This window comes from Tetragenococcus halophilus (assembly GCF_001712815.1).
Classification (GTDB): Bacteria; Bacillota; Bacilli; order Lactobacillales; family Enterococcaceae; genus Tetragenococcus; species Tetragenococcus halophilus.
Genome location: NZ_CP012047.1, coordinates 223,078 through 246,472, shown reverse-complemented (window position 1 = coordinate 246,472; position 23,395 = coordinate 223,078). Strand labels below are relative to the sequence as shown.

The window sequence follows — 23,395 nt, the reverse complement described above, 5'->3', positions numbered from 1 at the left end:
TTTTTTATCTTACACTGCTCAGAAAATCTTCAATTTCTTCTTTAGTTTTCCTATTTTTGCTAACAAAGCGTCCACGCTCTTCCCCATTCTTTATTACTACAAAACTAGGAATACCTAAAATGTTCCACATCTTGGCAATGTCTATATATTGATCACGGTCAACTTCAATAAACTGTAAATCAGGGAAATCCGCTTCAATTTCTGGTAAATAAGGTTTAATAAAACGACAATCACCACACCAATCTGCCATAAAACAAAAAACATTTTCGCCATTTTCTACATAATTAGCTAAATCTTCAACATCTTTTGGAATAATCATAAGTCGCCAACTTTCTCTTTATATTAATCTCATTATAACATTTTTTATGCAAAACCGTTATTTTAACATTTAATGAAAATTAGCTCTTTATTTCCCTGCAATAATCGTTTCGATTGTAGTTTTATCCAAACCTTTTAATACTTGGATCAACATTTCGCGCGCAGCTTCAAAATCGGCAATATTAAACATGGTTTGATGTGTATGAATATAGCGTCCACATACACCAATGACTGAGCTTGGAATTCCTTTATTTGCAGTATGTGCATTGCCCGCATCAGTCCCACCTTTAGAAACAAAATATTGGTAAGGGATATTATGTGTTTCTGCCGTATCTAATAGATATTCTTTTAAACGCGGCAGCATAATCAACCCTGGATCGTAAAGCCGCAATAAGGTCCCTTCTCCTAAATGACCAAAAGTGCCTTTTGTCGTTTTAGTGTCATCAGCTGCTGAACAATCAACCGCGAAAAATAAATCTGGATCAAATTTAGTCACTGCTGGTTTCACGCCTCGTAAACCAACTTCTTCTTGGACGTCAGCTCCTGCAATCAAGTGATGTCCTAGTTTTTCATTTTTTAAAGCTTCCAAAGCTTCTAAAACAACTGTACAGCCATAACGGTTGTCCCAAGATTTTGCGATAACATTTTTCCCATTTGCAGTTTTTGTGGTTTCTACTGCTGGAACTAATGTATCACCAGGGCGTACGCCGTATTCTTCTGCTTCTTCTTTAGATTCAAAACCTGCGTCAAATAAAATATCCGTGACTTGCAATGCTTTTTGTCCGGCAGTGCCTCGCAAAAGATGAGGAGGAATAGAAGAAGAAATACAAGGGTAGTTTCCTTTTGCCGTTTGTAAGGTAAAACGTTGCGCCGAAACTACATAAGGATTCCACCCACCTAGAGGCGTTACTTCAAATAATCCTCGATCTGTAATTTGGGTAACCATAAAGCCGACTTCATCCATATGCGCTGCTACCATAACACGTGGTGCTGTTTTGTCCTCATTTTCACGAATACCAAAAACACCCCCCAAACCATCTTGTTGCACATCATCGACTAAGGGCGTCATCGCCTTTTTCATATAAGCACGGATATCTTGTTCAAATCCGCTCGTGCCTTGTAATTCTGTTAATTCTTTAATCCGTTGAAATGTTTTGTCTTCCATATTAATATCTGGCAGAAGCCAAATCTTACCTCCCTTTTGTGTCTTATATTTTTTATTATAACGCAAATTCGGTTACAAAAAAGCAAGTTTGATCGTAAAATCCAGTTAATTTTGCTATAATCCTTAAAAAGGAGAGCATTGCTATGCGTAGCGCAACTGAAATGATGGATCTAATTTTAGAGACTGCTCAAAAGCTGCCAGAAGTAAAGGCAGTGGCTATGAGTGGTTCTAGAGCGAATAAAAATATCCCAAAAGACAACTTTCAAGATTTTGATATTGTTTATATTGTAGATGAAGCAACCAAGAGTTAAAGATCTATAAGACGACAAGAAGGATTCTATGTTAAAATATAAGTAAGTGAATTTATGCAAAGAAAGGGGCCTGGCAATGTATGAAAAAGAGCAATTAAACAATTTTAAAGGTGGCATAGCTATCGGTATAGGTATTGGCCTTTTGAGCGGCGTTGCTTCTACATTATTGATCAAAAACAAGCAAAATTTATCCGCAGACGTTATCTTACAGCGTATTAAAAAAGCCTTTTTAAAAGAAGGGCCCATCGAAGGTTCATGGATTAGTTTTGAAAAACAGCCTGTACGAAAATTTGCGGTTCGAACCGAAGGATATAACGGTGGCATTACTCGCTTAGAAGATAATCGTCTGGTTACTTACGAATTTTTAGCTGACGCAAAAACTGGGAGTGTACTAGATATTAATCGTATTAGTGTTTAACTTGAAACAAAGTCATGCCGTAAAGCTTACTTTTCCTGATAAAAAAAGTTCCGAGCCGTTTAATGACTCGGAACTTTTTTGTTCATATACAGTTATTTTATTGATTTTTTACTTTGCTAAGCGATAAATTGCATCTGCATAAATAACTGCTGCACGATACAAATCATCTAATACCATAAACTCGTTTGCTTGGTGCATTGTATCTTCAGCTCCTGGAAACATTGCCCCAAAAGCAACGCCTCGTTCTAACAAACGACCATAGGTACCGCCACCAATGATTTGTTCTTCGCCTTTTTCACCAGTGTGTTCTTCATAAACATCCAACAATGTTTCAACTAATGGATCTTCTTGCGGAACATAGTGAGGCAACATATGATGACCCCCAATAGATAAACTAACACCATATTCACCGATCGTATCATTGATCACAGCTTGGATAGTGTCTGCTGAAGTTCCTTGTGGGTAACGGAAATTCAAATTGATCAATGAATGGTCTTTATTTATATCAAAATCAAAGATACCTGCGTTCATGGTCAATTGTCCCATTTTAGCATCTTTAAAATCTACGCCTAAATTTTCACCATAAAAATCTTCATGAAGGTAAGCACCGGCAACATGTAAAAAGTTCTTAGCGCCGCCAGCAAAATCATATTTATCTAGAAAGTTGGCTAGCCAAGTTGCAGCGTTATGCCCAAATTGTGGACTAGCGCCGTGAGAACCTTTCCCAGCAACCCTAAAAATAATAGTATTTTCATCTCTATCACTAGAACCTGTGATTGGATTTATCCCTAGATATTCAGAAAAAGCAATATCCATTGCATCTGCCTGTTCAGCAGTCACCGTTTTTACTCGCGCAAAAGCACTTGTAGGGACCATGTTAGCGCGTAAACCACCTTGGAATTGTTCTAAAACATAATCTCCATCATTTGCTGTTTCAATATGCACTTCAATCGAAACATTCCCTTTTTCTCCATTAATAATTGGAAATTCAGCATCAGGAGAAAAACCAAAGTCAGGTGTCTCTTCTTTTTCAAAATAATGGTCCATATCGCCCCAGCCGCTTTCTTCATCTGAACCTACGACAAAGCGGACTTTTTTAGATAAAGGTAAATTTAATTCTTTAATGATTTTCATTGCATAATAAGCAGCAATACTTGGACCTTTATCATCTGAAGAACCACGAGCAAATAATTTACCATCTTTTACTACAGGATCATATGGATCAGTATCCCAGTCATCGCCTGCAGGCACTACATCCATGTGGCCAAAAATCCCTAGCGTCTCTTCACCTTCGCCAAATTCAATATGCCCTGCATAGTTGTCTACATTTTTAACCGTGAAACCATCACGTTCACCATAAGAAAGCATTTGTTTCAACCCATCACGAGGGCCTGGACCAAAGGGTGCGTCAGCTGTTATTTTATCATCGTCACGTTCACTTTTTACCTTTAATAGTTCTTTTAAATCATCTAAAAGATCGTCTTTTCTTGCATCGACCTCTTTTTGCCAATCAATTGCCATAGTCAATTCCCCCTCGAAATTTTAACTTCTCTTTTATCATACCATTTATTTTCTCGATAAAAAAGTTTTACAAAATGGTCATTTCATTTAAGTCATTTTTCTTTACTAAGCCGAAGCGTTATAATAAAAATAAGCCAATGTTTTTAAGGAGTTGTTTTTATGCAAACTTTATCAAAAGAATGTTTATCCATTATCCAAAAGCGTCCACAAAATTCTCATAAGGGAACCTTTGGACGTACCGTCTTAGTTGGAGGAAATGCTCAGTTTGGTGGCGCGATTATAATGAGTACGGAAGCTTGTGTACAGGCCGGTAGTGGTTTAACTACCGTCATTACTGATCCAACGAATCATCCGGCTTTACATGCGCGCATGCCAGAAGCTATGTCTGTTGATTGGAATGATAGACAGTTATGCGACTCGGTTATCGCCTCGGCAGATATCATATTAATTGGTCCTGGTTTGGGTGAAGATAAGAAAAGTCAAGAGCTATTATCCTATATTTTTAAATCACAAACAAAAGACCAGTATCTAATTATTGACGGTTCAGCAATTTCCTTATTCGCCAAAGGAAATGAAGCGTTACCTTATCCAGAAATGACGGTTTTTACGCCGCATCAAATGGAATGGCAACGTTTGAGTGGTATAAAAATTGCCGATCAAACTGAAGAAATAAATCAAGCTGTCCAACAAGAGTTACAAGCAACTATTGTTTTGAAAAGTCATCAAACAGAAATTTACGATGATAGAAATGCTTTTCAAAATCCCCTAGGTAATCCTGGCATGGCAACTGGCGGAACCGGGGACACTTTAGCTGGCATGATCGCTGGATTTTTAGCACAATTTCCTCATTCAGTTGAAACGATCAATGCCGCGGTTTACTTACACAGTTATATCGCTGATCAATTGGCTCAGGATAATTACGTCGTCTTACCTACTAAAATTAGCCAAGCTTTGCCTTATTGGATGAAAAAGTTTGAAAAATAATTTAGACCTCATAAAATAAGCCTCGAGTAAAAACCCGAGGCTTATTTTATAAACTATTATGTCTTATTAATCATTTTTACGTAATGATTCTACATCACGCGCGATCACTAATTCTTCATCTGTTGGTACCAATAACACTTTGACCTTGGAATCATCAGTGGAGATCACTCTTTCCTTACCACGTACATTATTTTTCTCTGGATCGATTTCACAACCAAACCAAGTCATTCCATTAATAATATTCGCACGTGCATTCGCATCGTTTTCTCCAATACCAGCAGTAAATACAATCGCATCTACACCGTTCATTGTACTTACATAGCTGGCGATATATTTACGTATACGATCGGCAAAAATATCCAAAGCGATTTTTACGTCTTTATTATCCATATTATCTTCCAAATCACGCATGTCACTTGAAATATCAGTCAAACCAAGTAAACCTGATTTTTTGTTCAAGATATTTAACATTTCATCGATATCAATATTTAATTTATTCATTAAATATTGTAAAACAGCTGGGTCAATATCGCCAGAACGTGTTCCCATAGTAACACCTGCTAGTGGCGTAAAGCCCATTGAAGTATCTACTGATTTGCCATTTTCAACAGCAGTAATAGAAGCACCATTACCTAAGTGACAAGTAATAATTTTCAAGTCTTCAAGTGGACGATCAAGCATATCAGCTGCACGTTCTGCCACATAGCGATGACTGGTTCCATGAGCCCCATACTTACGGATGCCATATTCTTTTCGATATTCTAAAGGAATACTATAACGGGCATTTGATTCTGGCATATTTGCATGAAATGCTGTATCAAAAACAGCGACATTAATAACATTAGGTAATAACTCTTTAAATGCGCGAATCCCCATCAAATTAGCTGGATTATGCAATGGTGCAAAGTCAGCTAGTTCTTCAATTTTTTGCATAACATCGTCATCAATCACTACCGATTGATCAAAATATTGTCCGCCTTGAACAACACGATGGCCTACGCCGGTGATTTCATCATAAGAAGCTAAAATGTCTAATTCGAGCAATTGATCTAACAACATTTTAACCGCTACTTCATGATCATCAATATCTTTTGTCACTTCATATTCTTGGTCGTCTCCATATTCAATTGTAAAGATAGAATCTTTCAAACCGATTCTTTCTACAATTCCTTTAGCTACGACTTCTTCTGACGGCATTTCATATAATTGCCATTTTAAACTTGAACTTCCTGCATTAATCGAAATTGTTTTTGGCATTTTTATCCCCTTTTCTCTTATTTTAAAATTTTATTATTAATAATAAACCTAATTTGCTAAATTAGCAGCTTGCCATTCTTTAAATTCTTTAAAGAAAGCTGTCACTTGAGACGGCTCTTTTAATGAAGCTACTTTTGCTAACAATACTTCAGGTACTTGCTGAGCTGTTTTTCCTTTTTGCTGTAAAATCAAAATACTTTTACTAGCAGCCTTGTTTTTAAATAGGTCTTCTGGTAATTGAATAATGCCTTGTAAATATACTTTACCTGTCAACCATTTTTTTAAATACTCACTTTGATCTGTTTCTAGAAAGTTTGTAGGGACTAAAAACAAACCAAATCCATCTTCTTTGACATACTTCATGCTTTGTTCCAGCAACAAATGATGGGCAAAACTATGATCTTTTTCTGCCGCTGTATCAAATTTCTTCGCATTTTCATCCATTGGATAATAACCAACGGGTAAATCACTTAAAACCGCATCACTCGGATCCATTAATAAATCCGTAGTTGCATCCTGATGAATAAATGTCACATCTGTCGGCAACCACTGGCTATTACTAGCTGCCACAGCTAACATGGTTTCATCATTATCTACACCATAAGCATGCAAACCATAGCCTTCTTTTTCAAGGTTTGTCAATACCGTAGAAAGTAAATTTCCCATCCCACAAGCTAGATCAGCGATCGTCTTTAATGAATCTTTTTTGGGATATAATTGCTCTAATAAAAAGACAAATAAAAAACCAATACTATCCGGAGTTAACTGATGGTTTGGTTGTAGTGGCTCTGTCTGCATTCCTTTTAAAAGCAATAACTGCGAAAGCTTACGCCCTTCTTCTTTTTCTAAAGAAATTCCTTGAAGCTTTTGATAAATTCGTTGAATTTCTTCTACCGTTGATTGCTTAGGGACACCATTAACAACACGAACTTGGTAGTGATCGTTAATGTTTTCTATATTTTCTATGTAAGCATCTAAATAAGAAGTTTCTAGTGCATTTTGCAATAGTTGAATGGCCTCAAGTTGTAAATTAAAACTTTCTTCAACATTTTCTGCAGACATAGTCTTCCCCCACTTCCTTAGTTTACTATAACAATAAATTCACCTGTTTTATTTTATCTGATTTAACCTAATTAATCAACTAACTCCATTTATAGCACTTTTTCTTCTCTTAATTTTCGTATTTGAATCAATAAAAACAGAATGAGGTCATTCTGTTTTTATGTCACGCATTTTTATTGTGTATTATTATTTACTTTCTTCTATGACTTCTTTAAATTTTCTTTCTTGGTCATCCACATAAACAGTTAAAACTAAGTGATCGTTCTTTTTTTCATAACTTAACTTTCCCTGGTTATAAAACACTTCTCCGGTTTTTGAACGTTTATTTTCTGCCAATGCTTGATAATCTGTCAAAAATAATTCTTTCATAATTTGCGCTTCATAGTATTGGCGAGTGCGACGCGTAAATTGCGCTTGAATACGATAGTTTTCTGCTAAAAATAGTAATAAAATACTAAGGACAACCACCGTGAAAACCGCCGTCAGTAACACACCACCTTCATATTTTTTCGATCGTCCATTTCCCATTTTTTATTTCTCCATTCAAAAAAGTTACCGTAAATAAAATATATCTATTATTTTTACGAAACTGTAATTGTTTTACTTCTGTTAAAATTGGTTCATATCCATTTTTTTCGCGTATAGCGATCTCATTTCGATTCGCATTTAACTCGATTCGACATTCATATGCTCTTTTGGTCGTTGAATTTATCTTGTCATAGTAAATCTTATCTTTGGCTAGACGAGAAAAACGACCTTCAGCTAGTTTACTTTCAAATTGTATCAAAAATACATGCCACTCTTGTAGATTTCTACCGTAAACCATTTGTTGCACTTGTTTACTTTGTTGAAAAACCCCCAAAATCCCTGTTAAAAATAGACCTAAAACCATCAGTGCAATTGCACATTCTATTAATGTAAAACCTTTATTTTTCACGTATAAACGTCCAATCTTGTTGATTTGTAGAAATTTTTGCCTGTGCCATAGGACTTTTTTGATAGAAAATTGTAAAAGTTCCATCTCTTTTTACTTGATAACTAGCAGTCTCTAGTTCATAGTTTCTTCGTTCCTTTGTCTCTTCATACAACACACGCAGCATTTGTAACTCTTCTTGGCTTTCTTTGGTCTTTTTTAGTACATGAATTTGGCTTGTCTGAAAAAGAAAAACGGTTGTCGTTAAAAGAGATAAAGCAATAATACATTCTAGCAAAATAAAACCGTTATTTAATGGATGTGATATTTTTTTCATAATGCCCCCTTGCAAACAAAAAACGATAAGTGATTTGTTGTTCATTTTTATCCCAATAAAAATGGATATTTTGTAAACTGCTGTTATTTCCAGAGCCTGAATTAAAATAAAGTGTTTTGCTTCTACTTGCCCTTAAATCCTTTGGTAGATCGAGTTTTTCGATGGTATCTGTATAAAAATAATATTGCTGGGTGTTATCTTTTTGTATCATCTTTGTTTTCTTATTGGATGTAATGGCGGCTTGCTGGGTTGCAAGAATATTTTTTTCAAAGTGGTCAAAAAAATGAATAACATCCAGCGTCTCTTTAGTATCTTTTATAACAATTGAAGGAAGTGCAATAAATAAAGTTACGACCAATAGCACCAACAAGGACTCGATCAAAGTAAAAGCTTGATGAGTTTTCATGACATTCTCCTAATTTTTATACTTTTTGTATACCTTATATTGTTCGGGCGTGACTAATTCTTTCAACTTACTATCGGTGATTTTTTGGTTATGATTGATTTCATAAACTTCAATCTGAGTCTCAACAGTTTTGACAATAGCTTCATCTCCTTGCTCTGAAACTGTATCTTTTTGCTTTGATAAATTAGGGATAAATAGCAAGACTAAAACACTAATAATTAAAAGTACGATCATCATTTCTATTAACGTAAACGCTTTTTTGGATCTTTTTTTAAGTTTAATCAATTGATTGTGTAAAAATTCGCTTAATTGAAACTTCCGTATTTTTGTCATTTCATAATACCTCCAACGTTCTCATACATAGGTAAAAACATCGCAATATAAATAGCCATAATCAAAACAGCGACAAATAAAAAAACAAGCGGCTGTATCCATTGAATCCAACCTTCTATTTTTTCAACGATTCTTTTGGTCAGCAATTGACTATAAAGGAGTAGTTCTTCGCCTAGTTTTCCTTTAACTTCTCCTTGTAAAATAATTAGAGAAAATTCTGGCAGTAAAAAAGGATAGCTTTCTAACTCTTTAGCTAATGAATTTCCTTTAGATAATGCATCGTTTAATTCTCTAGCTAAGCTAGCAACTAAAGAATGAGGATTAACACTTTCCATAAATCCTAATATCTGTCTGGCCTCAAGACCTTGTTTGAACATCTTCCCCCACTCTAAAGCAAAATAGCTGGTCTGATACATTTTGTATAAAAAGCCAATAAACGGTAATCCTGCCAAAAAAACACCGCGATCAATCACAGTTTGCTGCTTGGCATACCACCAACCAGCAACAAGTAAGCATAAGATAATAAGGATAAAACCCACCATAATAAATGGCCCATAAGCAATTAACCAAATACTCCAATGGCTTGTTTCAATCATCCCTGATTGTAGTAATGAAGGCAGGAGAAAAAAACGCATAGCAAATAATAAAGCAAGTACAAATAGAAATAATAATAGGGGGTAGCTCGCAACTTTACTTAGTTCTTTTTTCTGTTTTCTTAAAATTTGCATAGTGTTTAGAATGTTTTTTAGCGTAACAACGATATTGCCGTGTATGTCTGCTAATTGTACTTGTGTCGTTTCTGCCAGGCTAAATCCTGCCTGATAAAAACATTCTGCAAAACTAGCCCCTTTGGCAAGGCCGCTTGTAAAACACTGCAAAATTTCCCAGGAAAATTGTTGGTTACGCTGCATTACAGCTAAACTTTCTTGTAAAGAAAAACCATTTTCCAATAAACTAATCAACATTTCTAAAAACTGTTCACGCATAAGGGCGTTATTTTTATGTTTTCTTTTCAATATCCAGTAACCCTTCCTTTTGTGCTTGTGCATATGCTTTTGTCCACTGCCTTTGTTCTGACTCCCCCGTAAAAAATTCGTAGGCCAGTAAAGCTCGACTTTCTTTTTGGCTGTCTAAAAATAGTTGTTGATAGATCACTCCATTTAAACAATCACCCAGCTCTGTTTGACTCCCTACTAAATCTAACAGGCGCCCCTTTGTTTCAAGCACTCCTTTTGCATGTACCGTTGCTAGTACAGTATGCCCAGTCAATGCTGCACGTATGGCTGCTTTTGCTGTTAATTGATCGCGAATTTCGCCAATGATCAGTAAGTCTGGACGATGTCGTAGTGACAGTTTGATAAGCTGGTCATATGTCTGCTGAATTTTTTCATTTGTTTGTAGCTGTAAAAACTTCGGTTCTTCGATTTCCACAGGGTCTTCAATGGTGATCACCTGTCCTTTTGTATATTGTGCAATGTGATACATCAAAGTAGTTTTCCCCGATCCTGTAGGACCACTAAAAAGATATAATCCCCTTTCTTTTTGGATTTTTTGTTGAATTAACTCTGCATCTTCTGGGAAAAAATAAGCTGGTTTCTCTTGCTTTAAATTGTACAAAAAACGAATCACTAGACTTTCATTTCCTTGGTAATCACCAACAGTTGATAAGCGCAGCCTTTGCGTATAATTTTTGATTAAATAACTTATAGCCCCTAGTTGCGCTTTACGCTTTTCACCTACATCCATTTCTCCTAAATATTTAAATCTTGAAATCAACTGCTGTGCTTGTTCATAAGAAAGCTCTTTGTACTTAAACAACTGCGCATTTTTTCGAAAATAGATTATTGCCTGCTCGTTTAACAAATACAAATACATATCTTGCATTTTTTGCTCTTTCCCATAGCTAATTAATTCATCAGATAATTCTTCGATTGTCATCTCTGTCCTCCTTTCATTATTAAGTACGCAAATTTTACTCATTTCTTTTTTATACTCACAACTTTTTTCAGCTCGCTTAGCACAGTAGAAGCGAAAACTAGTGAGATAAACATAAAATAAGGACACAAAAAAAGCGTCCCTACGCGCCTAATAAAAATTAAGTACATAAGAACGTTATAACCATAAACGAATGAGACTAATAACCATTAAAAAGTTGAGAATAGTAGTAAACAAAAACCCCGCTAAAATTTTGTAGCGGAGCTTTTGCGTATTATTCTAATATTTTTTTAGCTAATAAAGAAGTATATTCGACTCTGCCGACATCGGTTGGATGAACTTGGTCTTCTCGGAACCAGTTGGTATTTTCATTACTTAAGCCATACCAATCGACCAAGGTAATGCGTTTATATTTATCATTCATTTTTTTAAATAAACTATTATTATCATTTTGCCAACGCTGTGTTGGCACTCGGACGTTAATTAAATAAACTTTTCGATCACCTATAACATCCATCAAATCATCAAATTGAGCTTCATCCGCATAACCATTGCTTCCTAAAGCTAATACAACATTTTCTTTTAGATTATCTTCATCTTTTAATTCCTGTAAAAGATCCACACTATCATACAATTGTCTGCCCACATCGGCATCAATGACAGCATCAGGAAAAATTTCTTGGATATTTTTAGTAGAACCTAATAAAACAGAATCGCCAAAGGCTGTAACTTCAGTCTCTTTTGCCTGTTTTACTTGTTTTTCTGTCAAACCATATTTTTCCATCACATGATCTGTGTCCGTACTATAAGTTTCTAAAATATTTTCATCTGTAGCAGTCTCTTGTGTCTCTTCTTCTGAATCATTTGTGTCACCCTCATTTTTAGTCTTTTGGGCGGCCTGTTTGTTTTCTTGAATTTCCTCTTGAAACTCTGCTTGATTTGCATTGACAGCATTACTAGGCGCTATGCTAACACCAATGGACGCAATAAGAACTACTATAAAACTTGCTATGCCCAAAGCTTTTTGTTTACTAAGGATTGGTTTAGAAAACCAGCCCTTAATCATTGTCCAAGTCTTTTTATAATCAAACTTTCTGAGTGGTTCTTCTATAAAACGATAAGACAACTCACTGCATAAGACAATCAATGCTAATTCAATAAACACATGCAACCAAACGTTATTGGCCACATTAACTTTAGCTTCATAAAAGATCATTACTGGAAATTGATATAAATAAATCCCATAACTACGTTTCCCCAAATAACTAAATACTGGGTTAGTGAGCCAACGGTTTAAGCTTGCACCAGGGTGAGCCGTAACAGCCACTAAAACAGCTGTAACAACACTGACTAAATAGATTCCTCCATAATAAGGAAAACTAAAACGATCATCCATAAAAATGTATGAAACGATAAGTAGGAATAAAGAAGCTAAACCAGCAGTATTCAAAATCTTTTTGGCATTGTCCGGAATTTCTTCTTTCAAACGAGTACTTGGCCAGATAAAAGCTAAAGCATTCCCAATCAGTATGGAAAAAATCCGCGTGTCGGTACCATAATAAATCCTTGTAGGATCTTCTCCTGGGGTAAAACCAACTGCCATTCCTATGGCTGATAGAAGACCTCCAATAGTTAATATATAAAAGATCCAATCTCTACGTCTCACAAATTTTATTAAAAGGATAAAAAGAAGCGGCCAAATCAGATAATTTTGCCCTTCAACTGCCATCGTCCACAAATGAGTAAAAGGAGATTCATTGCCAAAACGATCAAAATAAGAAAGTCCATGATCAATTTGCCACCAATTATTCACATATAAAAGACTGCTAAAAACGGCACCTCGTATGTTATTTAATAAGTTTCTTTGGAACAAAGTTATGTAAGCAGTTGAAACAACCAATACCGTAACTAAAGATGGATATAATCTTTTTAGACGCCGAATATAAAATTTTAAAACATCTATCTTCTCATTTTGTTTCCATTCCTGCCGTAATAAATCAGTAATCAAATAGCCAGAAATAACCAATAGAATGGGTACTCCTAAATAGCCTCCTGGTAAATAAGAAGGCAATAAATGATATAAAATGACTCCGATAACCGCTAGTGTACGGATACCATCAATACCTGTGATATATCGGCTGTTTTTAATTCTTTTTTTCTCCATGATTTTTGTACCTTCTTATACTCTATCTAGCGTTGTGACAAATTTTATCTAACCAAAAAAAACGCACAAAAGCAATCTGTAATATAATTCTTATAAAAAATTAAAACTAGTGTTTCCCTCAATAACTGTAAAAGCTGTTATAACTCTTCTTCATAGAAATTCCCTAAAATCTGGACATTTTCTGTAATACTGACAAATGCTTCTTTGTCAGATTCCTTCATGGCCTGACGTAGTAAAGGTAATTCGTAACGGGTCACTATTGTAAATAGTACCTTTTCGCCTTCTTTAGTATAAGCTCCTTGAGCGTTATTTATAATAGTAATTCCACGACGTAGATGACTTTGCAAAGTTTCGACCACAATGTCTGGCTGACGCGTAATAATCATTACTTGCATTTTCTGTTGTTTTGTATAAACGACATCTGTCACTTTTCCACTAACAAATATTGATAAGGCACTATATAAAGCGTATTGCCAACCAAACAATACACCCGCCGCAAACATGATCATACCATTAAAAATAATGGCAAGTGAACCCACATCTCTGCCGGTCTTTTTACGAATGTAGATCGTAATAAAATCTAATCCACCTGAAGATAAACCATTTTTAAAAGCATAACCAATTCCTGCACCTGTTAACACTCCGCCAAAAATAGCACAGATAATTGGATCAGTCGTTAAAACTTCTGTAGGAATAAATTCCATAAATAAGGAAGTAAGGATCACTGTAATTCCGGTAAATACAGTAAAACGTCGGCTAATCTTAAACCAGCCTAATACAAACAAAGGCAGATTAATTAATAGTAGCACCCAGCCAATAGGAAAGTCTATATGAAAAAGCTGTTGAAATACGGTGGAAATAATTTGTGCCAGACCTGTTGCACCATTAGCATAAATATTTCCTGGTTCATAGAAAAAATTTAAAGCCACAGAAGCCAATAATGCATAGACTAAAGAAAAAGAAAAACGATTAACATAGTCAGCATGGAAGAAATCTTTTAAAAATTGCTTCATTAATTTAACCTCTTTTTGCCATTTATTCTATTATAACAAAAAATTCGAATAAGGATAAAAGCAGTACACTATTCATATGCTTTTCCTTATTCGATAAATTTTACTCTTCAGTGTCTGTTACATCAATATTTAATTCATATAATTGAAGTGGAGATACTGTACTTGGCGCGTTAGTCATCGGATCCATAGCTTTACCATTTTTTGGAAAAGCGATGACTTCGCGAATATTGTCTTCTCCGGCTAATAACATCACTAAGCGATCTAGACCTAAAGCAATACCACCGTGCGGAGGAAAGCCATAATCTAAAGCTTCTAATAAAAAGCCAAACTGTTCCTTCATCTTTTCTGGTGAAAAACCTAAAGTCTTAAACATTTGCTCTTGCAGTTCTTTAGTATGGATACGTAATGAACCACCACCTAATTCATAACCATTTAATACAATATCATAAGCTTCAGCATGAACTTTTGCTGGATCAGTTTCTAAATAAGGAATATCTGATTCTTTAGGCATGGTAAAAGGATGATGGGCAGAGACATAACGTTCTTCTTCTTGACTATATTCAAACTGTGGAAAGTCAACCACCCATAGAAAGTTAAATTTACTTTGGTCGATCAAATCTAGCTCTCTTGCCAAACGTGTGCGAATAGCGCCTAAGGTTGCTGCTACCACTTCAAAAGAGTCAGCACCGAACATAATTAAATCGCCCACTTCTGCGCCCGTTTGACGAATAATTTTATCGGATACATCTGTTAAGAATTTTGCGATCGGGCCTTTAAGTCCATCTTCTTCTACTTTCAACCAGGCTAGTCCCTTAGCTCCAAATTGACTCGCGTACTGCCCTAATTGATCCATATCCTTACGTGAATAATTTTTGGCCGCCCCTTTGGCATTCAACGCTTTTACTACACCACCATTTTGTAAGGCCATTTGAAAGACTTTAAAGTCTACATCTTTAACGACTTCTGAAAGATCGATCAATTCCATGCCAAAACGGGTATCTGGCTTATCACTACCAAAACGATTCATCGCTTCATCCCAAGTCATTTTAGGAAAAGGTAGTTCAATGTCTATTCCCAAAGTATCTTGCATTACTTTAGCAAGCATTTGTTCTGTATAATTTTGAATATCTTCAGGTGTTAAAAAAGAAGCTTCAATATCAACCTGGGTAAATTCCGGTTGCCGATCTCCTCGTAAATCTTCATCTCTAAAACAACGAACAATTTGATAATAACGATCCAGACCAGCATCCATCAATAATTGTTTAAAAATTTGTGGTGATTGTGGCAATGCATAAAAGTGGCCCGGATGTACACGTGAAGGCACTAGATAATCACGAGCTCCTTCTGGCGTCGATCTCCCTAAAAAGGGCGTTTCAATATCTAAAAACTCATGATCGTCTAAAAAGTGGCGAATTGCTCGCGTTGTTTTTGATCGCAACTTCAAATTTCTAGTCATATTAGTTCTTCGCAAGTCTAAATAACGATATTTTAAGCGAATATCATCCCCTGCTTTGGTATCTTCCTCAATTGAAAAAGGAGGCGTTTTTGCTTTATTTAAAATTGTAATATTGCTAGCCATCACTTCGAATTCACCCGTCTGCATATTAGGGTTGATCGCTTCTTTGCCCCGGTTTTTTACAATACCGGTAACTTCTATTACGTATTCACTACGACAACTGTCCGCAATTTCCCAAGCTTCTTGTGAATTTTTCGGGTTAAATACTACTTGGACGATCCCTTCTCGATCACGTAGGTCAATAAAAATAACGCCGCCCAAATCTCTTCTTTTTTGTACCCAGCCTTGTAATGTAATTGGCTGTTCCAAATTATCTTTTGACACTCGACCACAATAAACGGTTCTATTTCCCATGCTCTTTTCTCCTTTAGTTCATTTCATCAAAAATTTGTGTTAAATCATTATAAACTGTAGTTAGTGGAATCCGTTTTTCTTCTCCACTTGCCATTGATTTTACATTGATCATCCCAGCATTTAATTCATCTTCACCTAAAGTAAAGACAAATTTAGCCTTTTGTTTATCAGCTGATTTAAATTGTGCTTTTGCTTTACGCCCCATAACATCGCGATCAGCAGAAAAACCCGCATCACGTATTGCTTGTATAACTTTCAAAGCTTCAGTATTGGTTGATGCACCGATATTAACAACATAAGCATCCAATTGATGTAACACAGGTAGTTCAACCTCTTCATTTTCGAGAACTAATAACAACCGCTCAATACCAATAGCAAAGCCAAAACCAGGCGTATCGGGGCCGCCTAACTCTTCAACCAATTGGTCATAACGTCCTCCAGCACAAAGAGTTGATTGTGCACCTAATTGAGGATTGTCACTCATAATTTCAAAAATGGTGTGTGTATAATAATCCAAACCACGTACCATTGTCGAATCAATCTCGTAGGAAATTTCCAGTGCATCCAACATTGTAGTGACCTGAGTAAAATGCGCTTGTGCTTCTTCACTTAAGTAATCCAAAATCGAAGGCGCGTTAGCTACCAATTTTTTATCCGCCTTTTCTTTACTATCTAAAATACGTAAAGGATTCTCATGCAAGCGTCTTTTAGAATCTTCACTTAGCTCATTTTCATAAACGGAGAAATAGTCAATTAGTGCTTGACGGTAGTTTTCTCTAGTCGCTTGATCACCTAAGGTATTAATAACCAAACGCAGATGTTTAATCCCTAGCTGTTTGAAAAACGCTAAGGCCATAACCATTGTTTCAACATCAGTCGCCGCATTATCCGATCCAAAGGCTTCCACGCCGATTTGGTGAAATTGACGCAAGCGACCCTTTTGTGGACGTTCATAGCGAAACATTGGTCCAATGTAAAAGACCTTATAAGGTTTACTATATTCAGGCCCAAATAATTTATGCTCAACATAAGCGCGCACAATAGGAGCTGTGCCTTCTGGACGCAAAGTGATATGACGTTCGCCCTTGTCATAAAAATCATACATTTCTTTAGAGACAATATCTGTTGTATCTCCTACGCTTCTTGAAATCACTTCATAGTGTTCAAATAAAGGCGTGCGGATTTCTTGATACTGGTAGTTATTAAACAAACTACGTGCTGTATCTTCAATAAACTGCCATTTTTCAGATTCACCAGGCAAAATATCATTTGTACCTTTTGGTCGTTGATAACTCATTATTTTTCCTCCTAAAACTCATACCGATAACAACGTAATTCGGACACCACACCTCGCTTTTGCTCGCCCTAATACTGTTCATCTCTTCGCTTACGCTTCGATCTCATCAAGGTCTAAGCGACAAGTCGCTAAGGCCTTGAAGGATCTACTCTCAGCTCCCTTTGGTCGCTGAATCGTAGTGATTCGGTTACTTCGGTCACTACGCCTCGCTTTCGCTCGCCCTAGTACTGTTCATCATCTACTCTTAGCTCCCTTTGGTCGCTAAATCGTAGTGATTCACAGCAAATAAAAAAGCCCTTGTTTTTACAAGGGCGAATCAGTCGCGGTACCACCTAATTTTGAAAGTCTTACTTTCCTTTAACGAATAACGCTCGTTTAAGCGGAACGGCTTTTGGCTCGCTCTCCTCCGGAATGTCTTTACATCTAGTATTCACTTAAACTATTTTCAGCCAGGATAGTTTTTCTCTAAAAAGTTTTTTACTAAATGTTTGTTCCTTCTCAGGCATTTTTGTATTAGCTTTAAATTACAAGAAAATCCTTGAAAAGTCAAGCTTTTTAGCAAGATTATTGCTGAAAGTTTTCTTTTTATTTTCTTGTAATTCAAATAAAAAAATTTTAGACTATATAAGAAAGAGGTGAGAATATGTATCCTGGCTATTATCGTAAGCCTCATTACTATGAAACAGATCAAATGGGCATTGTTCATCATTCAAATTATATTCGTTGGTTTGAAGAAGCCCGAGTTGATTTATTAGAATACTTAGGGCTTGCTTATCAAGATATGGAAAAAGCGGGGCTTATCGTTCCTGTATTAGCAGTTGACTGTCAATACAAGGGTATGGTCCACTATGGAGAACAAGTACGGATCGATCCTTTAGTTGCAAAATATAACAGTACACGATTGGATTTTTCTTATACAATAACCAATGAAAAAAATCAAATAGTAACCACTGGAAGCAGCAAGCATTGTTTTTTAGAACAAAATACGAATCATTTTATACGCTTAAAAAAAGATTACCCTGATTTTCATCAAATATTTGCTAACTATCAAAAAATTAGTTCTTCTGATTTTTAATGCTTTGCTTAAATATACGAACTCTCGTAGGCGGGTTAAATAAAATTTTAATATTTTTATTAAATGTGAGCGTTTTTATTGCTTTTCTGCTAGTCTTTCGTATAATCAAGGTTACATTAGAATAAGGGAGGACTTTTTATGTATGTAGTCAAAGTTTTTCATGGATACATTTCTAAAGAGGGTCGCCGAACACGTGATAAAACCCCTAGAAATCTATTGGTGTTTTATACAAAAAAAGATTCCGAAAAATTCGCGGATAAAATCGGCGGACGTGTTAAAAAGTTAGAAGAAATAACAAAGGCTTGAGTTTTCCTTTTATAGGAAAACTCAAGCCTTTGTTATTTTGCCTATTCCTCCTTTTCTAAACATAAAATGTCAGATCTATGTTATTCTTATAGCGAGGTGGTTATATAGTGAAAAATAATTTTTTCAAAGATTTATTGCATCTACATAAACCCAAAATCAACGCAGTGCAACTTTTCGGAACAATTCTTTGTATGACTTTTATATTTTTTATTGGATACTTTTCACACAATATGTCTATTGCAAGTTTTGGCTTTTTAGGTATTTTTATTCTGATGTATTATGAAAACATCCCTTTAAAAAACTTACTCCATCGTTTCATAGCCATCACTCTTTTTATCCTAACAAGTTTTTCAGCAGGTATTTTAACCTCTTCTGCTAGCTGGTTTACACCCATCATTATTGGATTGATTGCTTTTTTTGGCCGAGTTTTTTTCCGACTTTATGATATCAAAAAACCCGGGGTATTTTTTTGTATTTTAGTTGCAGCTATGGGGACAAATATCAACGTTCCCTTTAATCAAGTTCCTATTTTATGTAGTTATTATATATTGGGTGCTGTTATTGCTATGCTTATGGCTATTATTGTACACTTTGCGGAAAAAGAAGCGCCAGAAATTTTAGAGGAAAAATCTATTTCACAACACGTTTACGAAGACCCTGGCGTTTTTATCGATGGTATTTTTTATGGTTCAACGTTATTTTTAGCTGTCTACTTAAGTGCCGGTTTACAGTTACAAAATCCTTATTGGATGGTTATTTCTTGTGCAGCTATTTTACAAGGCGATAACTTAAGAGCTATTTTGCAACGCAATATCCAACGTATCCTAGGAACCGTGATCGGTATCGGAATTGCCGCTGTACTTTTGTATACTCCTTTAACAACTTTAGAAACAATTTTCATAATCATCACACTTTTTACAATGTCACAAATCGCAGTACGTACGAATTATGGTCTTTCTGCCTTTTTTACAACACCTATGGCTTTACTGTTGGCCAGTTTAACTAAAGAAATAGATGTACCTTCTTTATTACAATATCGCTTTATAGGAATTGCTTTAGGATCCTTATTGGGCGCTTTTTCTGCATTTTTGATCACAACCGGACTCAAATTTTACAACCGTTCATTTCATTTACACGAAAGTTTCGATAAAGATCCTAATTGAAACAAACGTTGCGATTTACCAATGATCTAATAATATCAACTTATGCTCATTTCCCAATAATCGTTTAATATTCCCAATGGTTTACCTAGGTGATACCTAAGGACTGCCGAGGTTTTCATAAGCTTTATTTTAAAGTAAAGAGGCCTATTCCAATGAATAGCCCTCTTTTTATTACTATCATTTAATTGTCGTTTAATGCAGATTTTGCTTGTCCTACCAAGGCAGTAAAACCACTTTCGTCATTTACTGCAATATCTGCTAACATTTTACGGTTTACATCGATGCCAGCTTCTTTTAGCCCATGCATCAATTTTGAATAGCTAATATTATTCATACGAGCTGCTGCATTAATACGCGCAATCCATAATTTACGGAAATCGCGTTTTTTCTGACGACGATCGCGAAATGCATAACTATTCGATCTCATCATTTGTTCTTTTGCTTTTTTATATAAAGTATGTTTAGCTCCGTAGTAACCTTTTGCTAATTTTAGCGTTCTTTTACGACGTCTACGAGTTACTGCTCCACCTTTAACACGTGCCATGTTTAATTCCTCCTAAGTAGTTCTTTCATTTAAATGGATATGCGACATTTGCGCAAAACTTATTTCATTTTAGCTATTTGTTGGCTGATGCGTTTTTGGTCATCAGCTGAAACCATTGCTGGTTTGCGCAATTGACGACGTTGTTTTTTGGTTTTACCGTGGAAACGGTGACTTGTAAACGCACGATGTCTTTTTAAACCGCCATTAGCAGTACGCTTTACACGTTTAGCTAATCCGCGATGTGTTTTTTGTTTTGGCATAACTAATTTCCTCCTCAAAATCTATATAACCTGACTGTTAATTAATCTTTCAGCAAGTTATTTTTCCTTGTCATTTTTAGGCGCAAGCATCAAATTCATACTGCGACCATCCATTTTCGCTTTTTGCTCAACTGTTGCAACGTCTTCTGTTTCTTGAGCCAAACGATCTAAGACTTCCTGACCAATTTCTTTATGGGTAATGGCGCGTCCTTTAAAACGAATAGAAGCTTTCACTTTATCGCCTTTTTGAAGGAACTTACGTGCATTACGTAGTTTCGTATTGAAATCATTCTCATCGATCGCTGGACTTAAGCGGACTTCTTTTACGTTGATCACTTTTTGTTTTTTACGAGCTTCACGTGCTTTTTTCTGTTGTTCGAAACGATATTTTCCGTAGTCCATAATTCGCGCAACGGGTGGTTTTGCTTTTGGTGCTACCAAAACAACATCTAAGTTTGCTTGTTCAGCTATCTCCATCGCTTCCGCTTTTGTTTTGACGCCAAGTTGATCTCCGTTTTGATCGATCAATCGCAACTCACGTGCACGAATGCCGTCGTTAACCATCATATCTTTTGCTATGGTCATTCACCTCCAAGTTTTTTGAGAGAAAGAAAGATTTATTGAAAATCACCATAAAAAAACGAGTTCTTCTATAAGAACCCGCACGTATCCACACTAAGCTCTAACGAACTTTTTTGTGTAAAAACTATTCTGCCCAGCCACATCTGTCACTAAGGCGAGAAGCGGGTGCTTCTACTTCCATTTCTCAACTTAAACACTATACCATATAACCCTATCTACGTCAATTATTTATACTATTTTTCTTTATTATTCGCTAATTCCCCAATTTCTTTTTCTGTATTTAGTCCGTTTGTTCAAAATGACCAAATACAGATAGTTCTTATTGTAACTTTTGACGGTTTCTTCTTTTATCGATTATGGTAAATTAGCAATTACAAATATTAAAAATTATCTGATAATTCAGAAACTTATTTATTTATAAAAAGGGGATGAAAAAATGAAAGCGAAAAAACTAACATTATTAGGCGCTATTTCTGCTACATTACTATTAACAGCTTGTCAAGGAAATTCAACAAACCAAGACACCCAAGGTAACAATGCCCAACAAGATTTAGAATTAAGTTCTTCAGCAGCTATCTCTACAATGGAGCCTAGTCAAGCTGGTGACACAACTTCAACTTTGGCTATGAGCCAAGTTTTTGAAGGTCTTTATGTTTTAGGACCAGATGATGAATTGCAACTAGGAGTTGCTGCAGAAGAACCTGAAATCAGCGAAGATGAAACAGTCTATACATTTACTTTAAGAGATGATGCCGAGTGGTCTGATGGCACCCCTGTTACAGCTGATGATTTTGTCTTTGCTTTTCAAAAAATCACAGATCCAAAATATGCAGCACCCAACGCTGATGTGCTTTTTGATGTAGTGAAAAATGCCCGAGAAATCAACTTAGAAGATGGCGATATTGACACATTAGGTGTCAAAGCAATTGACGATAAAACATTAGAATTTACCTTAGAACGGCCTGTTCCTTACTTCAAGTCACTACTAGCTTACCCAGTATTGTATCCGCAAAATAAAGAATATGTAGAAAACCAAGGGAAAAAATATGCTACTGACTCAGATCATTTAATTTATAATGGTCCATTTAAATTAAGTGATTGGAGCGCTTCTGGTGACGATTGGGGTTATGAAAAAAATGAGAGCTATTGGGATAAAGATGAAGTCAAATTAGACAAAGCAAATGTCACTGTAGTAAAAACACCTTCTACAGCAATTAATTTATATACGACTGATGCTTTAGATATGATTGATAAACTAAGCAGTGAATACATCCCAACCTATAAAGACGATCCATCGTTTGAATCCGTCGAACAATTTACCACTTTCTTTTTGAAAATGAATAGTGAGCGAGATGGCAAAAAGAATGCATTAGATAATGAAAATATTCGTAAAGGGATTGCCCAAGCATTTGATAAGGAGAGCTTTGTAAAAAATATACTACAAGATGATTCAAACCCAACGGATCACTTAATTCCAAAAGGGCAAACTAAAGCTCCTGATGGTAAAAAAGATTTTACTGAAGTAGCAGATGAAAGAAATGATTATCTATCATATGACCCTGAAAAAGCCAAAGAAGCTTGGGAAAAAGGGAAAGAAGAACTTGGTGTTGATAAAGTAGAACTTGGTTTCTTAACTGACGACACCGAAGAAGCTAAGAAAAATGCGGAATTTTTCCAATATGAACTACAAGATAACTTACCTGGTCTAGAAATAACTGTTGAACAAGTTCCTTTTACTGTTCGCGTAGATCGCGACTCCAACAAAGAGTATGATTTAGAACTAGCAGGTTGGGGAACTGATTACCGTGACCCACTAACAGTAATGCGTATCTTTATGTCTAGCAGTGATTTAGGAGGCGTTACTTACAGTAATGAAGATTATGATAAGTTAATCCAAGATACAAGAGAAGATCATGCGGCTGATAAAGAAGCACGATTTGATGATTTTGTTGAAGCACAAGATATACTAATTAACCAAGATGCAGTGATCGCTCCTATCTACAATAGAAGTCTTTCTACTTTAGTAAATCCAAGTGTTAAAGACTTACACTGGCATGCCTACGGACCAAGTTATAATCTGAAATGGGCTTATAAAGAATAAGTCGGATGGTAACATAGCATCTTAAGCAATAAAATATCCGAACGAACAAAAGATTGTTGC

Annotated in this window: 25 protein-coding genes, 1 pseudogene and 1 other annotated feature; of the genes and pseudogenes, 7 read left to right on the top strand and 19 right to left on the bottom strand. The window is 35.7% G+C overall.

The genetic code is table 11. The features are described 5' to 3' along the window. Positions 1–4: 4 nt before the first annotated feature. Together AC806_RS01125 and pepA are read right to left on the bottom strand one after the other, a co-directional pair. On the bottom strand, positions 5–319 hold the full coding sequence (locus AC806_RS01125; protein ID WP_061840692.1) for a thioredoxin family protein: 315 nt from the start codon (positions 317–319) through the stop codon (positions 5–7). Between the two features lie 87 nt (positions 320–406). Then, positions 407–1,483, bottom strand: coding sequence for a glutamyl aminopeptidase (gene pepA, locus AC806_RS01120; protein ID WP_069028568.1), 1,077 nt, complete (start codon positions 1,481–1,483; stop codon positions 407–409). A 143-nt stretch (positions 1,484–1,626) separates the two neighbouring features. Between pepA and AC806_RS11600 the strand changes: the two are divergent. Together AC806_RS11600 and AC806_RS01115 are read left to right on the top strand one after the other, a co-directional pair. Continuing rightward, positions 1,627–1,779 (top strand): annotated as a pseudogene (locus AC806_RS11600) (aminoglycoside 6-adenylyltransferase); the annotation flags it as partial. A gap of 91 nt (positions 1,780–1,870) precedes the next feature. Further along, complete coding sequence (locus tag AC806_RS01115; protein ID WP_061840694.1) at positions 1,871–2,212, top strand: hypothetical protein; 342 nt, start codon at positions 1,871–1,873, stop codon at positions 2,210–2,212. A 108-nt stretch (positions 2,213–2,320) separates the two neighbouring features. Here AC806_RS01115 and pepV read toward each other — a convergent pair whose 3' ends face one another. Beyond that, on the bottom strand, positions 2,321–3,733 hold the full coding sequence (gene pepV, locus AC806_RS01110; RefSeq protein WP_069028567.1) for a dipeptidase PepV: 1,413 nt from the start codon (positions 3,731–3,733) through the stop codon (positions 2,321–2,323). Between the two features lie 159 nt (positions 3,734–3,892). Here pepV and AC806_RS01105 point away from each other — a divergent pair, with 159 nt between their 5' ends. Then, on the top strand, positions 3,893–4,717 hold the full coding sequence (locus AC806_RS01105; RefSeq protein ID WP_069028566.1) for an NAD(P)H-hydrate dehydratase: 825 nt from the start codon (positions 3,893–3,895) through the stop codon (positions 4,715–4,717). A 66-nt stretch (positions 4,718–4,783) separates the two neighbouring features. Here AC806_RS01105 and AC806_RS01100 read toward each other — a convergent pair whose 3' ends face one another. The 13 genes from AC806_RS01100 to hisS all read right to left on the bottom strand — a co-directional run bounded on the left by AC806_RS01100 (position 4,784) and on the right by hisS (position 17,304). Continuing rightward, entirely contained in the window at positions 4,784–5,974 is a 1,191-nt protein-coding gene (locus AC806_RS01100; protein ID WP_014123641.1) for an acetate/propionate family kinase, read from the bottom strand. Positions 5,975–6,022: 48 nt separating this feature from the next. Continuing rightward, positions 6,023–7,036: a class I SAM-dependent methyltransferase gene (locus AC806_RS01095; protein ID WP_014123640.1), complete on the bottom strand. Its 1,014-nt coding sequence runs from the start codon at positions 7,034–7,036 to the stop codon at positions 6,023–6,025. A gap of 186 nt (positions 7,037–7,222) precedes the next feature. Beyond that, entirely contained in the window at positions 7,223–7,564 is a 342-nt protein-coding gene (gene comGG / locus AC806_RS01090; protein WP_014123639.1) for a competence type IV pilus minor pilin ComGG, read from the bottom strand. Next, the gene (comGF, locus tag AC806_RS01085) at positions 7,536–7,973 is read right to left on the bottom strand and encodes a competence type IV pilus minor pilin ComGF (RefSeq protein WP_014123638.1); all 438 of its coding nucleotides are present in this window, start codon (positions 7,971–7,973) and stop codon (positions 7,536–7,538) included. The genes comGG and comGF overlap by 29 nt, the downstream gene beginning before the upstream one ends. Then, positions 7,963–8,286: a hypothetical protein gene (locus AC806_RS01080; protein ID WP_014123637.1), complete on the bottom strand. Its 324-nt coding sequence runs from the start codon at positions 8,284–8,286 to the stop codon at positions 7,963–7,965. The genes comGF and AC806_RS01080 overlap by 11 nt, the downstream gene beginning before the upstream one ends. After that, a complete protein-coding gene (gene comGD, locus AC806_RS01075; protein WP_014123636.1) occupies positions 8,258–8,692 on the bottom strand; it encodes a competence type IV pilus minor pilin ComGD in 435 nt (144 codons plus the stop codon). Before comGD ends, AC806_RS01080 begins: the two co-directional genes overlap by 29 nt. Before the next feature lie 9 nt (positions 8,693–8,701). Further along, positions 8,702–9,025: a competence type IV pilus major pilin ComGC gene (gene comGC, locus AC806_RS01070; protein ID WP_050989739.1), complete on the bottom strand. Its 324-nt coding sequence runs from the start codon at positions 9,023–9,025 to the stop codon at positions 8,702–8,704. Further along, a complete protein-coding gene (gene comGB, locus AC806_RS01065) occupies positions 9,022–10,041 on the bottom strand; it encodes a competence type IV pilus assembly protein ComGB (RefSeq protein WP_231960501.1) in 1,020 nt (339 codons plus the stop codon). The genes comGC and comGB overlap by 4 nt, the downstream gene beginning before the upstream one ends. Next, positions 10,025–10,963, bottom strand: a complete 939-nt coding sequence (comGA, locus tag AC806_RS01060; protein ID WP_061840699.1) for a competence type IV pilus ATPase ComGA — start codon at positions 10,961–10,963, stop codon at positions 10,025–10,027. Before comGA ends, comGB begins: the two co-directional genes overlap by 17 nt. Positions 10,964–11,234: 271 nt before the next feature. Further along, positions 11,235–13,124 carry an acyltransferase family protein gene (locus tag AC806_RS01055; RefSeq protein ID WP_061840700.1) on the bottom strand — a complete coding sequence of 630 codons (1,890 nt, stop codon included), beginning with the start codon at positions 13,122–13,124 and terminating at the stop codon, positions 11,235–11,237. A 137-nt stretch (positions 13,125–13,261) separates the two neighbouring features. After that, positions 13,262–14,137 carry a YitT family protein gene (locus tag AC806_RS01050; protein ID WP_061840701.1) on the bottom strand — a complete coding sequence of 292 codons (876 nt, stop codon included), beginning with the start codon at positions 14,135–14,137 and terminating at the stop codon, positions 13,262–13,264. Positions 14,138–14,237: 100 nt separating this feature from the next. Further along, entirely contained in the window at positions 14,238–16,007 is a 1,770-nt protein-coding gene (gene aspS, locus AC806_RS01045; RefSeq protein ID WP_061840702.1) for an aspartate--tRNA ligase, read from the bottom strand. A gap of 13 nt (positions 16,008–16,020) precedes the next feature. Further along, positions 16,021–17,304 carry a histidine--tRNA ligase gene (hisS, locus tag AC806_RS01040; RefSeq protein ID WP_061840703.1) on the bottom strand — a complete coding sequence of 428 codons (1,284 nt, stop codon included), beginning with the start codon at positions 17,302–17,304 and terminating at the stop codon, positions 16,021–16,023. Between the two features lie 643 nt (positions 17,305–17,947). On the opposite strand from hisS, the gene AC806_RS01035 reads away from it, so the two are divergent. The 3 genes from AC806_RS01035 to AC806_RS01030 all read left to right on the top strand — a co-directional run bounded on the left by AC806_RS01035 (position 17,948) and on the right by AC806_RS01030 (position 19,848). After that, positions 17,948–18,379, top strand: coding sequence for an acyl-CoA thioesterase (locus AC806_RS01035; protein WP_061840704.1), 432 nt, complete (start codon positions 17,948–17,950; stop codon positions 18,377–18,379). A 138-nt stretch (positions 18,380–18,517) separates the two neighbouring features. Continuing rightward, positions 18,518–18,685 carry a hypothetical protein gene (locus tag AC806_RS11960; RefSeq protein WP_014123627.1) on the top strand — a complete coding sequence of 56 codons (168 nt, stop codon included), beginning with the start codon at positions 18,518–18,520 and terminating at the stop codon, positions 18,683–18,685. A 107-nt stretch (positions 18,686–18,792) separates the two neighbouring features. After that, positions 18,793–19,848, top strand: coding sequence for an FUSC family protein (locus AC806_RS01030; RefSeq protein ID WP_069028565.1), 1,056 nt, complete (start codon positions 18,793–18,795; stop codon positions 19,846–19,848). A 181-nt stretch (positions 19,849–20,029) separates the two neighbouring features. Here AC806_RS01030 and rplT read toward each other — a convergent pair whose 3' ends face one another. Genes rplT through infC form a run of 3 tightly spaced genes read right to left on the bottom strand, consistent with a single transcriptional unit; the run spans position 20,030 to position 21,237 of the window. Then, positions 20,030–20,392 (bottom strand): 50S ribosomal protein L20, encoded by a 363-nt coding sequence (gene rplT / locus AC806_RS01025; RefSeq protein ID WP_069028564.1) that lies wholly within the window; start codon positions 20,390–20,392, stop codon positions 20,030–20,032. A 59-nt stretch (positions 20,393–20,451) separates the two neighbouring features. After that, complete coding sequence (gene rpmI, locus AC806_RS01020; protein ID WP_014123624.1) at positions 20,452–20,652, bottom strand: 50S ribosomal protein L35; 201 nt, start codon at positions 20,650–20,652, stop codon at positions 20,452–20,454. A 57-nt stretch (positions 20,653–20,709) separates the two neighbouring features. Then, positions 20,710–21,237 carry a translation initiation factor IF-3 gene (gene infC, locus AC806_RS01015; RefSeq protein WP_014123623.1) on the bottom strand — a complete coding sequence of 176 codons (528 nt, stop codon included), beginning with the start codon at positions 21,235–21,237 and terminating at the stop codon, positions 20,710–20,712. 41 nt (positions 21,238–21,278) lie between these two features. Further along, positions 21,279–21,417 (bottom strand) — a sequence feature (ribosomal protein L20 leader region). A 253-nt stretch (positions 21,418–21,670) separates the two neighbouring features. Between infC and AC806_RS01010 the strand changes: the two genes are divergently transcribed. Further along, positions 21,671–23,335 (top strand): peptide ABC transporter substrate-binding protein, encoded by a 1,665-nt coding sequence (locus tag AC806_RS01010; RefSeq protein ID WP_014123622.1) that lies wholly within the window; start codon positions 21,671–21,673, stop codon positions 23,333–23,335. Positions 23,336–23,395 lie beyond the last annotated feature (60 nt).